14 protein-coding genes are annotated in these 15,075 nt (G+C 72.1%); 3 read left to right on the forward strand and 11 right to left on the reverse strand.

Going from position 1 to position 15,075, the window contains the following annotated elements; translation table 11 throughout:
- Positions 1-6: 6 nt before the first annotated feature.
- Positions 7-1,200, reverse strand: coding sequence for a prolyl oligopeptidase family serine peptidase (locus tag AB1046_RS07565; RefSeq protein WP_369373930.1), 1,194 nt, complete (start codon positions 1,198-1,200; stop codon positions 7-9).
- Between the two features lie 172 nt (positions 1,201-1,372).
- On the opposite strand from AB1046_RS07565, the gene AB1046_RS07570 reads away from it, so the two are divergent.
- Entirely contained in the window at positions 1,373-2,062 is a 690-nt protein-coding gene (locus AB1046_RS07570; RefSeq protein ID WP_369373932.1) for a TetR/AcrR family transcriptional regulator, read from the forward strand.
- On the opposite strand, the gene AB1046_RS07575 is transcribed toward AB1046_RS07570, so the two are convergent.
- From AB1046_RS07575 to AB1046_RS07620, 10 genes are all read right to left on the reverse strand, one after another.
- Positions 2,031-3,278, reverse strand: coding sequence for an MFS transporter (locus tag AB1046_RS07575; RefSeq protein WP_369373934.1), 1,248 nt, complete (start codon positions 3,276-3,278; stop codon positions 2,031-2,033). The two genes, AB1046_RS07570 and AB1046_RS07575, sit on opposite strands and share 32 nt — an antisense overlap.
- Positions 3,279-3,394: 116 nt before the next feature.
- The gene (locus tag AB1046_RS07580; protein ID WP_369373936.1) at positions 3,395-4,153 is read right to left on the reverse strand and encodes a DeoR/GlpR family DNA-binding transcription regulator; all 759 of its coding nucleotides are present in this window, start codon (positions 4,151-4,153) and stop codon (positions 3,395-3,397) included.
- A 50-nt stretch (positions 4,154-4,203) separates the two neighbouring features.
- Complete coding sequence (locus AB1046_RS07585) at positions 4,204-5,646, reverse strand: AMP-binding protein (RefSeq protein WP_369373938.1); 1,443 nt, start codon at positions 5,644-5,646, stop codon at positions 4,204-4,206.
- On the reverse strand, positions 5,597-6,748 hold the full coding sequence (locus tag AB1046_RS07590) for an MSMEG_0565 family glycosyltransferase (RefSeq protein WP_369373940.1): 1,152 nt from the start codon (positions 6,746-6,748) through the stop codon (positions 5,597-5,599). The genes AB1046_RS07585 and AB1046_RS07590 overlap by 50 nt, the downstream gene beginning before the upstream one ends.
- Before the next feature lie 46 nt (positions 6,749-6,794).
- Entirely contained in the window at positions 6,795-7,667 is an 873-nt protein-coding gene (locus tag AB1046_RS07595; protein ID WP_369373941.1) for a carbon-nitrogen hydrolase family protein, read from the reverse strand.
- Between the two features lie 34 nt (positions 7,668-7,701).
- Entirely contained in the window at positions 7,702-8,991 is a 1,290-nt protein-coding gene (locus AB1046_RS07600) for an MSMEG_0569 family flavin-dependent oxidoreductase (RefSeq protein WP_369373943.1), read from the reverse strand.
- Between the two features lie 14 nt (positions 8,992-9,005).
- Positions 9,006-9,863, reverse strand: coding sequence for a carbon-nitrogen hydrolase family protein (locus AB1046_RS07605; RefSeq protein WP_369373945.1), 858 nt, complete (start codon positions 9,861-9,863; stop codon positions 9,006-9,008).
- A gap of 41 nt (positions 9,864-9,904) precedes the next feature.
- Positions 9,905-10,426 carry an MSMEG_0572/Sll0783 family nitrogen starvation response protein gene (locus tag AB1046_RS07610; protein WP_369373947.1) on the reverse strand — a complete coding sequence of 174 codons (522 nt, stop codon included), beginning with the start codon at positions 10,424-10,426 and terminating at the stop codon, positions 9,905-9,907.
- Positions 10,427-10,509: 83 nt separating this feature from the next.
- Positions 10,510-11,928 carry an MSMEG_0567/sll0787 family protein gene (locus AB1046_RS07615; RefSeq protein WP_369373949.1) on the reverse strand — a complete coding sequence of 473 codons (1,419 nt, stop codon included), beginning with the start codon at positions 11,926-11,928 and terminating at the stop codon, positions 10,510-10,512.
- A 1-nt stretch (position 11,929) separates the two neighbouring features.
- Entirely contained in the window at positions 11,930-12,997 is a 1,068-nt protein-coding gene (locus AB1046_RS07620) for an MSMEG_0568 family radical SAM protein (RefSeq protein WP_369373951.1), read from the reverse strand.
- A 149-nt stretch (positions 12,998-13,146) separates the two neighbouring features.
- Here AB1046_RS07620 and AB1046_RS07625 point away from each other — a divergent pair, with 149 nt between their 5' ends.
- Complete coding sequence (locus AB1046_RS07625) at positions 13,147-13,812, forward strand: response regulator transcription factor (protein WP_369373953.1); 666 nt, start codon at positions 13,147-13,149, stop codon at positions 13,810-13,812.
- Entirely contained in the window at positions 13,809-15,035 is a 1,227-nt protein-coding gene (locus AB1046_RS07630) for a sensor histidine kinase (protein WP_369373955.1), read from the forward strand. Before AB1046_RS07625 ends, AB1046_RS07630 begins: the two co-directional genes overlap by 4 nt.
- Positions 15,036-15,075 lie beyond the last annotated feature (40 nt).

Consider the following 15,075-nt stretch of genomic DNA (forward strand, 5'->3'; position numbering starts at 1 on the left):
CTTCGGCTAGGAGAGGTTCTCCTGCAGGAAGCTGACGATGGTCCCCACCACCTCCTGGGAGTCCCACTGGGTGGCCGCGGTCGGGTCGTCGAGCACGCTCAGGTCTCCGTGGCCGCCGTCCTGGACCACGTAACGGGTGCTGTCACCGCCCGCGGCCTGGACCGCGTCGTGCACCAGCAGCGTCTGGCTCGGGGAGACGAGGTTGTCGGCCGTACCGTGATAGAAGGCGTAGGCCGGGCCGGACGAGGTGACGTAGGTGCTGGGGTCGGCCGCGGCGACGGCGTCCGGGTTGTCCAGGACGGACTCCGTCGTGTCAGTGCCGATGGAGTACTGGGCGAGGAAGCTGCCCGGTGCGTACATCGCGTCCTGCATGGCGGTGTCGTAGTCGGCGGCGAGCTCGGCGAAGTTGGACGGGCCGAACTCGTCGACCACTGCCTGGACTGTGCTGTCCTGCCCCGGGTTGCCGGTGCCCTCGAACTCCTCCAGGCCGTTGGTGGCACCGGTCATCGCGGCCAGGTACCCGCCGGCGGACTGGCCCCAGACGGCCACCTGGTCGGGGTCGATCGAGTATTCGCTCGCGTGTGCGCGCAGGTACCGGATGGCTGACTTCACGTCGGCGACCGTGTCCTGGTACGTGGCGCCGTCGCTGATGGTGCTGTACTCGATGCTGGCCACGACGAAGCCCTGCTCGGCGACATAGGTGCGCTGGTCCAGGTTGCCGGACTTGTTGTCGGACTGGAAGCCGCCGCCGGTGAGGTAGACCACCAGCGGCTTCGTGCCGTCCGTTTCGGGCACCTGGATGTCGAACCGCAAGGCCCGGCCGTCGTCGGTCTCGTCGTACTGAACGTCGGTCTCGGTGGTCAGGTCCACCTGGCCGCACTCGATCGACGGGCCCGTGCCCTCGAGGATCGTGCTGGTGCTGTTGTCGCTGGGCGCGATAGTCGTCGCGCCAACAAGCTCCGGCATCTCGCCCTCACCTTCTGGAGCACCCTCTGGGGCACCCTCACCTTCCGTAGCGTCCGCGCCTTCCTGTCCGGGCGCGACCGCGGAGCTGGGGCACGCGGTCGAGTCCTCCGCGGCGGACGTCGAAGAGCTGCTCGGAGAGGCCGAGCTGGAGGTCGTGTCGGTGGCGGAGCACGCCGACAGGACTCCCAGCAGGGCAACGGCGGCGAACGAGGCGCCGAGCCATCTGAGTGACATGTGCTTGGTCCTTTCCCGGGTAAGTGGATACGTCTTATCCACTTACGGCACGCTAGCATAAGTGGATAACTCGTATCCACTTTGTGCCGGAGGTCACGCCTCGGCCGGCCCTGGCCCGAACTACGATGCGGTTGATCGAGGACGTTCCGAACAGCTGACGAGGTGACCCGACGTGTCCACGGAGCAACCGCGGTTGCGCAAAGACGCCGAGCTCAACCGGCGCCGCATCATCGCGGCCGCGCGGGAGGTGTTCCGCGACCGCGGAGTGGCGGCGACCCTCAACGACGTCGCCCACCACGCGGGTGTCGGGGTGGGCACGGTCTACCGGCGCTTTCCCGACAAGGAGGCGCTGATCGATGCCCTCTTCGACGACATGGTCAAGACCGTCGAGACCGCGACGGCCGGCGCGCTGGACGAGCCGGACCCCTGGGTGGGACTGACGGTCTGCCTGGAGAAGGTCTGCGAGGTCCAGGCGATGGACCGCGGGCTGCGCGAAGTCCTGCTCGGCACCGGCAGCGGTCCGCAGCGGCAGGCACAGATGCGCGACCGGGTAGTGCCGCTGCTGAACCAGCTCGTGGCACGGGCACAGGCACAGGGCGAGCTGCGGCAAGACGTACAGCCGCCCGACTTCGCGATCATCCAGATCATGCTCGGCGCGGTCACCGACCACCTGGGCCAGCCCGACCTGTGGCGGCGCTACCTCCACCTGCTGCTGGACGGGATGCGCGCCAGGGACGGACTGGCGCCCCTGCCGAAGGGCTCCCTACCCGAGCCCCCGGGTGTGAACAGCCTGGTCGCCAGGAGCGAAGAGGACGCGAAGCAGCACGCTTCTAGCCGGCGAAGTGCCGGGAGCGGCTCATGACGGCCAGGCCGACGGCGGCCACCAGGCTGTAGGCGGCTGGCGCGAGGAACACGTGCGGCAGCCCGAGCGCAGCCACGCCGAGGCCGCCCGTCAGGCCGCCGAGGGCACTGGCGATGGCGGTGGAGCCCATGAAGATTGCTGAGGCCGTGGCGACGGCGTCGGGCAGCAGGCGTTGGGCGACGATGATTCCCAAGCCGGCGAAGACACCCCACACCCCGCCCATGAGGATCTGCCCGGCGAACATGCCGAGCGCGTTGCCGGTCAGGGCGAAGCAGAGATTGGCGCCGACGCCGAAGGCGGCGGCAAGGATCATCAGGCGCATCAGGCCGATCCGGCGTGCGACGACGACGGCGACCGGCATCAGGATCAGCTCGATGAAGGGCTGGATGCCGATCACGGCACCGCTGACCGCCGTCGGCAGGTGCAGGTTGTTGTCCATGTAGATCATGAGGTAGCCGTACTTGATCGGCTCCCCCGCGTAGACGAGCACGTACAGCCCGGTGAAGGCCAGCAGGGGCAGCATGGTCCGCAGTGCCGGGCGTGGTCTGTGGGCTTCGGCCGCCTCCTGCCCGACGACGCCGGCGCCTGCCGGCCGTGCTGAGCGGATGCCCCTGAAGCCCATCGGAACGATCTGCGCGAGCGTGCACAGCCCGGTGGCCGCGAACATCACGCGCGGCCCGGCAGCGGTGGCCAGCAGGGAGCCCGCGACCGGGCCGACGATCCAGCCGGCCGTCAGCGCCATCCGCACTATCGAGACGATCCCGTCACCGGCCGGGGTGGCGGTGGCCTGCACCTCGTCATGGACCGCGGCGAACAGCTGCGACCCGGCGGCGCCCGCGAAGGCCAGGACCACTGCGCTGATCACGAACGGCATCCACACCTGGTCCGAGAGCGCTATGCCGATCCAGCCGAGGAACCCCGCCACGGCGGCCAGCCGGAAGAGCCCGAGCCGCTTCCCGGTGCGGTCCGAGCGGGCGCCGACCAGATATCCGGCAACCGGGGCGGTGATGCTGGTCAGGTAGAACAGGCCGGCCGTCGTCAACGAGACGCCCAGCTCGTCCACCAGGAACAGGGTGATCTGCGGTGCGGCGGCCGAGGTGCCCAGTCCGGACAGGAACAGCGCGACGGTCGCTCCGCGGTAGAGCGGCGAGCCCCACACGGTGTGCATCGCGGACGGTGTGGGCGTGACGCCGTCGGCGACAAGTGCTCGTGACAAGAAGGGGCTCCCAGGAGGGTGACTCAGACGCGGGAACGCTATCTTCGAACACTCCGAACGTCAATGCTGTTCGTAAGGCCGTCGCAGGGTCACGCCGCCTGTTGGAATTGCGTCTGTCAGACCTGCTCGACCGTGACACCGGCGGTGCCGAGGCGGGAGACCTGGTCCTCGTCGGCGTCGGCGTCCGTGACCACGGTATGGATGGACGAGGCCGGCGCGACGAAGGCCAGGGCCGTGCGGGAGAGCTTGGCGCCCTCGGTGACGGCGATGACGCGGCGGGAGGAGCCGATGGCGGTGCGTTTGACGGCGGCATCGTCCAGGTCGTAGGCGGTCAGGCCGTTGGTCGCGTCCAGCCCGCAGCAGCCGATGATCGCGGTGTCGAACCGGAGGGCGGCCAGGGACGCCAGGGTCAGCGGGCCGGTGAGGGCCAGCTCGCCTGCTCGCGGATGGCCGCCGGGGATCAGCAGGGTCACCTGCGGGGCCTCGGCCAGTGCGTTTGCGGCGTGCAGCGAGAGCGGCATCACCGTCAGCCTGCGGCCGGCCACGGCGCGGGCGACCTCCAGGCAGGTGGTGCCACTGTCGATGACCACGGACTCGCCGTCCGCGATCATCCGTGCGGCCGCGGCGGCGATGAGCCGCTTGTTCTCCAGACCGTCCTGGCTCCGCAGCGCGAAGGGCGGCTCCTCGCCACGCAGCAGCAGGCTCCTGGCTCCCCCGCGATAGCGCTCGACGATCCCCTGGGCCGCCAGGACCTCCAGGTCGCGGCGGATCGTCATCTCCGAGGTGTCGGTGAGCTCGGCGAGCTCGGCGACGCTCATCCGTTCCGCCTTGCGCACGGCTTCGGTGATCTGCCTCAGTCGGTCGGTGCCAGCCATACGTCACATTGAACAGAGTTTCTGTGCGAAAAGACGAATGGTGGGCACGATCAGCCCCGCGCGGCGGATCGCCGGGCCTTGCCGGCGTCGTCGCGCACCGGCTCGTGCGTGACCCGGACCCGGACCGGGCGGCGGGCGGCATCCAGCCGGGCGGCCGCGAACCTGCGTAGCTCCTCGCCCGAGACGGCGGCCCCGGCGACGTCGGCCACCGCCTCCACGTGCTGGCCCAGCTCGTCGTCGGGCACGCCGAAGGCCAGCGCGCCCCGCACCGCCGGGTGTTCCTCGAGCACCCGCTCCACCTCGACGGGATACACCTTCTCGCCGCCGCGCACGATGACGTCGTCGGCGCGGTCGGTCAGCCACAGCCATCCGTCGGCGTCGAGATGCCCCAGGTCGCCCAGGGTGTCCCAGCCGTCGGACCGGCGCAGGCTCGACGCCCCCAGGTACGCGTACGCCGGCTCGGCACCGCGCCGCAGCCAGACCTGGCCGGTCTCGCCCGGCGCGGCGTCCGTCCCGTCCTCGCGCAGCACCCGCACCTGAGTGCCACCCACCGGCCGGCCCACGCTGCCCGGGCGGGCCAGCCACTCGTCGCCGCGGATCATCGTGAGCCCGTTGGACTCGCTGCCGGCGTACACCTCGACCACCCGCTCGGGGCCGAGCCAGTCCAGGACCGCTCGCTTGAGCGCAGGCGCGCACGGGGACCCCAGGTGCAGCACCGTCTCCAGCGTGCGCAGCCGGTCCGGGGCACGCTCGCCGGCCGGCAGGCGCAGCAGGCGGTGCAGCATGGTCGGCACCAGCAGCGCCCACGTGACGCCGTGCCGCTCGATCGCCGCGAGCGCCACCCGCTCGTCGAACCGGTCGAGGAGCACCAGGGTGTGCCCGGTGAGCAGCCCGCGGAAGGCGTAGGTGAAGGTCGCCGAGTGGGTGAGAGGCCCGCTGACGAGCTGTGTGGCACGCAGCGGCAGGAACGGCGCGACTGGCCGCTCGGGGTCCAGGAGCGCGGGCGCGGTGGCCAGCACCACCTTCGGCCGGCCGGTGCTGCCCGACGACGTCGGGGCCTTCCATGACCGGGCCCAGGTGTCGGGCAGCCGGCCGGTCGGGGCAGCGGCGGCCGCTGGGCATGCGCCGTCCGGTCCGGGGCCTGGCAGGCTGGGGACGGCGTCTGCCTCGAACCCGATCACGAGCGCCGGGCGGGCGGTGGCGACGACGTCGGCCCGTTCGACCGGGGTAAGGCCCCGGGAGACCGGCTGAGGTGTGGCGCCCGCCTTCCAGATGGCCGCGCAGGCCACGAGCATCCCGAGCCCGTTGGGCAGGGAGACGGTCACGAGGTCGTCGCGGTGCACGCCGTGGTCCAGCAGCAGGCGTGCGTACCGGTTGCTCTCGGTGTCGAGGGCTGCGGCGGTGAGGCGCTGGTCGCCGGTGACGGCGACGACCCGGCCGGGATCATCCTCGGCGAGCGCGCTGATGATCCGTGAGATCGACCTCCTGGCCATCGTCACCTCCCACGCGCACGACGTGCTCGTAGAACCGCTCGTGTGCCCGGGCGGCCGTCGCCCAGCTGTGCCGCGCAGCCAGCTCCCGGCCCGCCGCGCCGTGCGTAGCCGGCTCGGCGTGCTCGACGGCGGTGGCGAGCGCCGCGGCGATCTGCGGCACGTCGGCGGCATAGGTGACGGTGTCCCCGAAGACCTCGCGGGTGACGGGCAGGTCGCGGGCCACCACGGGCACACCGGCGGCGAGTGCTTCCATGGCGGCCAGGCCGAACCCTTCCTTGGTGGAGACGAAGCCCAGGACCGTGGCGGCGGCCACGAGGGTGGGCACGTCGTCGTCGGCCAGCGTGCCGAGCACCACCGGCTCGATGCCGAGCTCCGCGCACCGCTTGTCGAACCGGGCGCGGTAGGGGCGGTAGTCGAAGAGGGTCTCTCCCCCGCCGAGCACGAGGCGCAGGTCCGGGTGGTCGGCGCGCAGCAGCGCGAAGGCGTCGAGCAGGTCGATGCTGCCCTTGCGCGGCTCGATGCCGCCCAGCGCGAGGACGTACCGGCCGAGCTCCGACCGCCACTGGCCGCGCGCGGGTGCGCCGTCGGGCCCGGCCGCGCGCGCGAACCGGGCGGCGTCCACGCCGTTGGGGATGACGGTGGGCCGTAGGCCGTAGCCGTCGCGCACCTCCTCGGCGACGGCGCGCGAGACGCACAGCCGCGCGATGGGCTCGGTGATCGCCAGGTGGTGGCACTCGATCAGCCGGGGCGTGGTGAACTCGTCGAGGTGGTGGATGGTGCGCACGCACGGGCCTACCGCGTTGGCCGAGATGCAGTCCTGTGCGTGCACGATGTCGTAGGCGACGGGATCGAAGGCGGCCGCCATGGTCTGGATGGACCGCTCGATGCGGTCGCCGACGCTCTCGTCGTCCCGGGCAGCAAACGGGACGACGCGCACCTGGACCGCTGGGGCCACCGGCCGGAAGAAGGCGTCGTCCCCGTCCCGGCCCAGGGTCCAGACCGTGACGTCGTGGCCGCGGGCCGCGAGCGCCTCCGCGAGGGCGACGGTGTGCACCACGCCGCCGCGGGGCTTGGTCGAGTAGGTGACCTGGGCGATGCGCACGGTGCTCCGTTCGTCCGGAGGTTCGGCCGGGAGTGCTGCCGGGGGCTCAGCCGGGGGTTCGGCTCGGCGTCGGCCGTTCGGTGAGGGTGTAGGCACCCTCGACGCGGTCCCGCAGGTGGTTCATGGTGCGGCGCGCGCGGGCGACGTCGGCCCCGACGTCCGCCGTCGCGATGGCGAGCCCGCCCTTGGCCCAGGTCTTGGCCACGATCTCCCCGGCCGGGTCCACGACCTTGGCCTGCCCGAGGAACCGCAGGCCGCCGAGCACGCCCGTCTGGTTGGAGGACACCACGTAGAGCTGGTTCTCCGCCGCCCGCGCGCAGTCGTACAGGTCGAACAGGTGGGCCTGCCGGTCGTTGCGCAGCCGGTCGGACCGGTCGGTGACGCTCGCGGGCCAGGCGCTGAGGCACGCGATGGTCTCGGCGCCGTCGAGGGCCAGCGAGCGGGCCGACTCGGGAAAGGTCTTGTCGAAGTCGATGAGCATGCCGAGCCGGCCGACGGGGGTGTCGAAGGCGTCGAAACCCGTTCCGGGCAGGTACGCCTCGGACTCGCCCAGCGGCAGGTGCACCTTGCGGTGCGTGCCGAGGATGCCGTCGCCGTTGACACACACAGCCGTGTTGTACCGCACGTCGATCTGATCGGCCTGTGCGCGTTCGGCGATGCCGAAGCAGACCACCATGTCCCCGGCCATCTGCTGGACCGCCGCGACCTCTGGTCCGTCGAGGTCGACGGCGGCCGGCAGCCCCTGGTCCGCAGGGTGGTACATGTCGTGGAGGTACCCGCCGATGGTGGCGTCCGGGAGCACGAGCAGGTCGACGCCGCGCTCGCGGGCCTGTTCGATGATCCCGGGGAGCTTGGCGAGTGTGCGATCGATGTCGCGGCCGAAGTGCGCCGCGACCGCACCCATGGTCGTCGTAGACATGTCCCACAGCATGCCTCACCTGCCAGATCGTGCGTCATCGTGTTGCCACCGAGGACGGCGTGAGGGGGTCCTGCACGGGCCCGTCCCACGGGCCGCCGGCGTGCCAGTCCCGCACAGCGCGGGCGACGTGCGCCGTGTCCTGGGCGATGCCGAGGAACCGGCCCGAACCCCAGGTGTGCAGCCACGGCAGACCCACGAACGACAGGCCGGGTGCCGGGCTCAGTCCGCGCACGTGCCGCGGGTGGTCCTCGTGGTCCAGCACCGCTGGTGCCAGCGTGTCGAGCCACGACCAGTCGGCCCGGAAGCCGACCGACCACACCACCGCGGCGATCTCGCCGAGGTCAAGCCGTTCCGGCTCGACCTCGGGTCGCCACACCGGGACGTACCGGTCCTCGGTGGGCGCTTCGATGCCCTGCGCCTCGATCCACCTGTCGATGTCGTCCTTGATGGACTCGGCCACCGAGTCGGCGTGGTCGAGGTCGCGGGCGAGCGTCGGGGCGAACGTGAGGGTGCCGTCGACCACGCCGGCCGCTCGCCCGTACAGGTGCATCCCGCGGCGGGCGAAGTCCCGCAGGTCGATGTCCCGCCCGCCGTCGCGACCCGTGACGTAGTGGTTGGTCGACTCCCGTTTGGCCAGGCCGCGTGCGGCGACGGGCACGTCGTAGACACCCATCTCGGCCAGCCAGGTCATGCAGTCCTTGCCCCGGTAGCGGCGTGCCACGCGTGGCGCCCGCCCCGCAGCCAGGTGCACCTCGCGCCCCGCGAGGAGGAGGTCCTCGGCGATCTGCGTGCCGGACTGCCCGGTCCCGACCACGAGCACCGGCCCCGGGGGCAGCAGGCCGGGGTTGCGGTACTCGTGCGAGTGCACCTGGGTGACGCTGCCCGGTAGGGCGTCGGCCCACCACGGCACCACGGGTTCGTGGTAGCCGCCCACGGCCGCCGTCACCGCGTCCGCGGTGACGGTACCGGCCGCGGTGGTCACCACGAACCCGCCGCCCGGTCGCGGCGCGAGCCGCGTGACGGCGACCCCCTCGGCCACCGGCGCGTCGAACGTGCCCGCGTACCGGACCACCCACTCGTACACCTCGTCCCGGCGCATGAAGCCCTCCGGTTCCGGGCCGTCGTAGGCGTAGCCGGGCAGCCGGCACTGCCAGTTCGGCGTGACCAGGGTGAACGCGTCCCAGCGGCCGTCGCGCCACTCGTGCCCCACGGTGTCCCGCTCCACCACGAGGTGGTCCACGCCGGAGCCGACCAGGTGGTTGCTCAGCGACAGCCCGGCCTGCCCGCCGCCGACGACCAGCACCTCGTGATGGGCCCCGTCCACGACCCGCGCCCTCCTCATGCGGTGATCGCCCCGTACACGTCGGGGCGGCGGTCCCGCAGGTGGAACATCCCACCGCGCATCGCACGGAACGTCTGCTCGACGTCTATCTCGGCCACGGCGAGGCCGGCGTCGAGCTGGGTCGTGGCCAGCACGTTCCCGCCCGGGTCGACCACCTTGGCGTTGCCCACGTAGCGCAGTGACCCGAACGTGCCCGCCTGGTTGGACGCGATCCAGAACACCTGGTTGTCGAGCGCGCGGGCGGCGTCGAACAGGTTGAATCGGTAGGTCCACCGGTCCTGCTGCAGATCCTCGGCGGTCGCGGTGCGCGCCGCGGGCCACGCCGACAGGCTCACCACGATCTCCGCGCCGTCGAGGGCCAGCGCTCGCGCGGCCTCCGGGAAGGCCTTGTCGTAGCAGATCTGCAGGCCGACGCGCCCGACCGGCGTGTCGAACGCCTCGTAGGTGTCGCCCGCGGCGTACGACATGTTCTCGCCCAGCGGCTGGTGCACCTTGCGGTAGGAGCCGTAGATCCGCTCCCCGTCCAGGCAGACGGCCGCGTTGTAACGGGTCTCGCCGTCCTCGTCGAGCTCGCAGAAGCCGATGCACACCACCGTCTGTCCCGCGAGCTCCTGCACCCGCCCGATCTCCGGGCCGTCGAGCCGGATCGCCGGCGGCAACGAGCGCCGCGTGGTGCGCACGGTGTCCCCGTGGTTGCCGAGCGACGACAGGTAACCGCCGATGGACGCCTCGGGAAAGACGACGAGCTGCGCGCCCTCGGCACGCGCCTCGCCCAGGAGCTCCTCGATCAGGGCATAGTTCTGGTCGAGGTCACGGGTGAAGTTTGCCGACACGGCGGCGACGGTGATGCGCACAGCAGCTGCTCCCTCCGGCCGTTTCCTACAGGTTGTATTTCCTACAGGTTGTAGGTGGAGTTGATGATCGCGCCCTTGCGCGCGTAGTGGATCACCGCGTCCTGCACGTCCAGCGGGTGCGCCGGGATCACGCCCGCGATGAGGTCCTCCTCGCGGGCTCCGTGCAGCGACAGGCCGAACCGGCAGCAGAACACGGTGCCGCCCTCGCCGATGAACGTCTTGAGCGCGTCGTTGATGTTCTGCTCACCCGGGAACGCGCTGTCGCCCGTGGTCGGGAAACCGCGGGTGTCCAGCGCGTTGATCGCGCCGGGGCCGTAGAAGTAGATCGCCGACTCGAAGCCCTTCCGCAGCGCGCGCGTGGCCTGGAGGATCGCGACGAAGCTCACCGACGACTCGTGCGCGATGCCGTGCACCAGCGTGAAGTACGCCTGGCCGGGCTCCGCCTGGTAGTCGGGGAAGATCTTGGTCGAGCCGTAGAGGTTGCTGCCCTTGGGCAGCGACGGGTGCGGGATCTCCGCGAGCGACGTGTCGATGTTGGCCTGGATCTGCTCGTCGTAGGACATGTTCCTTGGCTCCTTGTGGTGGTGGATGGTGCTGTCGTGCCGGGTGGGGCGGTCAAGCTGGTGGTGCGGTCTGGGTGGTGGTCTCAGGCAGGTCCGAAGCCCGTCGCGGCACCGGGGACCGCCACGGTGGTCACGCCGTCGGGCCAGCGCAGGCGGACGCCGGGCTCGGCGGTCAGCTCGCCGCACTCGGCAGTGGCCGCCAGCGGCGAGCTCATCCGCCCGGCACCGGACGGGTCCGCGGTGAGCATCGCGAAGCCCGGGAAGCAGGTGAGCCAGTCCCCCGGCGCGGCGTCGTCCGGCGCCGGTACGTCGGCGACGTCGATGGTGGCGCCCGTGCCCGATGCCTCGGCGAGCATCGCCGTCGTACCGACGATCCCGGCCATGCTCACGTCCTTGGCGGCGTGCGGGCGGGCCGCGCCGACGGTGCCGGCGAGGTGGCGCAGCTCGGCGGCCGAGCGCGACGACGTCGAGTCCCACTGCAGGCCCTCGAACCCCCGGCGCCAGCGACCCGAGAGATCCGCGGTCAGGGACAGGGCGTGCCCCGCCTGCCCGCCGCCGCCGGGGACCGGGTGGTCGGTGCGGCCGAGCGCGGTGACCGACAGCGACGCGGGCACACCGAGCTGGGTATGCCCGCCGAGCACCGGCACGCCCCACGCCTGGGACCCGCTGTGCAGCCCGTTGAGCACCCGGCGCGCGAACGACGCCGTCGGCGCGCCGACCGCGTCGGTCAGCCCGACGGCGTCGGCGCCCATCGCCGTGAGGTCGTTGACGTTGACGAGCACCGCGCACCAGCCGGCCCACTCGGGGTCGCGTTCGATCAGGGTCGGCAGGATCGCGTCGCACGCGGCGACGACATCGGTGCCCGGCACCGGCGCGCCGTCGTCGCCCAGGAACCCGGCTCCGCCCAGCGCGGCAGGCCCGGTGTGCTCCAGCAGCGGCTCGACGAGCCCGGCGAGCGCAGACTTGGTGGCGGCGACCAGGTCGGCTATCCGCGGCATCGGCCAGCGCATGAGCACGTGCGGCTGGCCCTGCACCTCGCGGGTGCCCGAGGGCAACCAGCCGAGCCGTTCGAACAGCACGCGGTTGCGCGTCTGCACAGTCGCGTCGAAGCGCAGCACACCGAGCTCGGCGACCCGGGCGCATGCGGCTCGGACCAGCGCGGCACCGATCCCGCCGGCCCTGCGCGCACCGGGGGCGACGACCAGCCGGCTGCCGGTCCACCAGCCGATGTCGCGACCCGCCGCGTCGACCGCCTCGGGCGCCGGGGCGATGCGGACACCGCCCAGCACACGGTCGTCCGCGTCGAGGGCGACGAGCACCTGTGTGCGCTCGTCGTCGTCGAGGCGGTCCAGGTCCTGCCCCTTGAACAGCCCCTGCTCCACGACGAACGCGTCGCGGCGCAGCCCGCGGTAGGCAGCCAGGTGCCGCCCCTCGGCCGGGCGCACCGTCCAGGGCGCGACGGGCGGCAGCGACCGGCCGGTGAGGGTGGGGACGTCGAGCATGTCAGCCTCCGACCGTCGCGAGCGTGCTGCACGCCCCGCACGCCGCGCAGCCCGCGGCCTGGTCGGAACCGCGCATCCCCGCGGCGACGAGCAGGCGGCCGACCCGCTGGGTGACGTCGGCGAGCACCGCGCGGTGCGGCGCCGGCACACGGTCGACGTCGGTCGCGAGGGTGCCGGCGAGCGGCCGGAACGGGACGACGAACGGGTACACGCCCATCTCGATGAGCTCCCCGGCGGACCCGACCAGCTCGTCGGGATCCTCACCGAGGCCCACGAGCAGGTAGGTGGAGACCTGGTTGCGCCCGAACACCCGCACTGCCTCCCGCCAGGCGGCGCGGTACTCGTCGAGCGGGACGGTGGCCTTCCCCGGCATCCAGCGCCGGCGCACGGCGTCGTCCATCGACTCGACGTGGATGCCGATGGAGCGGGCTCCGGCGTCGTACAGGTCCGTGATGGCCCGCAGGTCCGCGGGAGGCTCGCACTGCACCTGGACCTGCAGCTCCGGCACGGCCTTCTTGACCGCACGGACGCAGCGTGCGAGGTGCTTGGCTCCCCGGTCCCAGCCGTTGGAGGTGCCGGTGGTCATGACCATCTGCGAGACGCCGTCCAGCTCCCGGGCGGCCCTGGCCACCTCGGCGAGCATGGCGGGCGTCTTGACGGCGATGGTCGTCCCGGACCGCAGCGACGACTCGATAGCGCAGAACCGGCAGCGCTCGCTCTCGTCGTAACGCACGCAGGTCTGCACCACCGTCGTGGCCAGGACATCCTTCCCGTGCAGCTTCGCGATCTTGTCGTACGGGGTCCCGTCCGCGGTGGTCAGGTCATAGAATCGCGGGCGGACCACCGGTTCGACATCCATGCCGAGATCAGCACCGTCGAGGGTCAGCCGACCCTTCGACACGACATACGGGCTGTCGGGGTTGAGCGGTATCGCGGCCCCCGCACCACCGATGACGAAGTGTCCGTCGTCGCTCGGACCCGCACCACCCGCACGGCGGACCGGAGCATCGCTACGTACACCGAGGAGCGAGATGCTCACCCGGGTCGAGAGGTTGTCCGTCGGCGTCATGAAGCCAAGTACAGGGGCCAGTTTTTACCGATTGGTTTCATTAGGAATACGAACATGTGACTTGGTGTTAAAACTCGGCGTCGCGCCGAGATGATCGAGATGATGTCGGGCGGCGGTGCCATCGGGCGGCCCGTCGGTATGCTGCAGCGGTGGGTGCACCGCGGGTTCTGGTGGTGGAGGACGATGCCCGCCTGCTGGCGATGCTCACCGAGCTGCTGGAGGGCGCGGGCTACGACGTGACCGTCGCGCGCGACGGTCAGCGGGCCCTGCACGAGGGCCTGACCGGCTCGTTCGACCTCATCCTGCTGGACCGCGGGCTGCCGGCCTTGGAGGGCCTCGACGTGCTGAACCGGCTGCGCCGCACCGGCATCACCACGCCCACGCTGGTCCTGTCGGCGCTCGGCAACCCGGCCGACCGGGTCGAGGGCCTGGACCGCGGCGCGGAGGACTACCTGGCCAAGCCGTTCGACGTGGCAGAGCTGCTGGCCCGGCTGCGTGCCCTGCTGCGCCGGCACGAGCAGACGGCACCCGCCCTGCGGGTCCCGGGCGGTGTGCTGGACGTGACGGTGCGCGGCGTGCAGCTCGACGACGGCAGCGAGGTCGCGCTGTCCGAGCGCGAGTGCGACCTGCTCGAACACCTCGCCAGGCATCCGCGGCAGGTCCTGAGCCGCCACGAGCTGCTCGCCGCCGTGTTCCCGGACGCCGACGACCAGGGCGTCGTGGACACCTACGTCCACTACCTGCGCCGCAAGCTCGGCCGGGCAACCGTCCAGACCGTGCGCGGGCTCGGCTACCGCCTGGGCGCACCCGCATGAACGGCCGCGACGACGAGCAGGTCCGCCGCCCAGCACGCCGGCTGGCCGCCGTCCTCGCGCTGCTGATCGTCGTCCTGCTGGTCGGGGTCGCGGCGTCGGTGCTGGTCATCGTCGCCGGCAGCCAGGCGGACAGCAACCGCGACATCATCGGCGAGACCGCGCGGACCGCGTCGGTCGACGACGTGCCGCAGGGCACGTACGTCGCGGTCGAGAGCGACGGCGAGCTGCTCCTCTCGCCCGGGATGCCGGACGGATTGCCCGACCAAGCGGCGCTGGACGAGGTCGCCCGCACCGGCCACTCGGTCGAAGGGACCACCGAGACCGACGGGGACCAGTTCCTGGTGCGGACCTCCATGGAGGGCGACCGCATCGTCCAGGTCGCCCTCGACCAGCACGACAACGCCGAGGAGCTGAGCCGGGTCGCCTGGGCGCTGGCGATCACCGGCGTGGTAGCCGTGGTGGCCGCCGCGCTGATCGCCGAGTGGATGGCCCGGCGGGCGATGGCACCCCTGGCCGCGTCGCTCGCGCTGCAGCGGCGGTTCATCGCCGACGCGAGCCACGAGCTGCGTACCCCGCTGACCCTGCTGCGCACCCGCGCGCAGCTGCTCCAACTACGCCTGCGCGAGCGGCCGGACCGGGACGAACACGTCGGCGCCGGCGTCGACGAGATCGCCGCCGACGCGCAGGGCCTCACCGACATCCTCGAGGACCTGCTGCTCGCCGCAGATCCACGTGAGGTGGTCGACGACGCCCCCGTGGACCTGGCCGCGCTCGCGGACGAGACCGTCCGCAGCCACCGCGCGGAGGCCGACCGGCGCGAGCTGCGGCTGGAGCGCACGGGGGCCACCACCCCGGTCACCGTCCGCGGCTCACGCGTGTCGCTGGCCCGCCTCTGCTCGGCACTGGTCTGGAACGCGCTCGACCACGCCCGCACCACCGTCACCATCAACGTCACCATCAACGTCACCACGGCAGCGCGCGACGCGGAGATCCGGGTGAGCGACGACGGGCCCGGGTTCGCGCCCGGCACGGAGCGGCAGGCCTTCGAACGGTTCGCCGGCGGCCGCCGGGCCGACGAGGCGCCCGGCCACCAGCGGCACTACGGCCTGGGACTGGCCCTGGTCGCCGAGGTCGCCCACCGCCACGGCGGAGACGTGCGCGCCGGCCGCGACCCGGCGACCGGTGGCGCGGTCGTCACCGTGCGGCTGCCACGTCAGGCCTGACCGGCTCCAAGGATCCTGGAAGATTCGCGACCCATCCTGG

This window comes from Promicromonospora sp. Populi, from assembly GCF_041081105.1.
Lineage (GTDB): Bacteria > Actinomycetota > Actinomycetes > Actinomycetales > Cellulomonadaceae > Promicromonospora.

Excerpts from the sequence above, each read along its gene's own strand:
- AB1046_RS07580 (WP_369373936.1), bottom strand. The coding sequence starts at position 4,153 with ATGGCTGGCACCGACCGACTGAGGCAGATCACCGAAGCCGTGCGCAAG.
- AB1046_RS07620 (WP_369373951.1), bottom strand. The coding sequence starts at position 12,997 with ATGACGCCGACGGACAACCTCTCGACCCGGGTGAGCATCTCGCTCCTC.
- AB1046_RS07610 (WP_369373947.1), bottom strand. The coding sequence starts at position 10,426 with ATGTCCTACGACGAGCAGATCCAGGCCAACATCGACACGTCGCTCGCG.
- AB1046_RS07630 (WP_369373955.1), top strand. The coding sequence starts at position 13,809 with ATGAACGGCCGCGACGACGAGCAGGTCCGCCGCCCAGCACGCCGGCTG.
- AB1046_RS07615 (WP_369373949.1), bottom strand. The coding sequence starts at position 11,928 with ATGCTCGACGTCCCCACCCTCACCGGCCGGTCGCTGCCGCCCGTCGCG.
- AB1046_RS07585 (WP_369373938.1), bottom strand. The coding sequence starts at position 5,646 with ATGGCCAGGAGGTCGATCTCACGGATCATCAGCGCGCTCGCCGAGGAT.
- AB1046_RS07565 (WP_369373930.1), bottom strand. The coding sequence starts at position 1,200 with ATGTCACTCAGATGGCTCGGCGCCTCGTTCGCCGCCGTTGCCCTGCTG.
- AB1046_RS07595 (WP_369373941.1), bottom strand. The coding sequence starts at position 7,667 with ATGTCTACGACGACCATGGGTGCGGTCGCGGCGCACTTCGGCCGCGAC.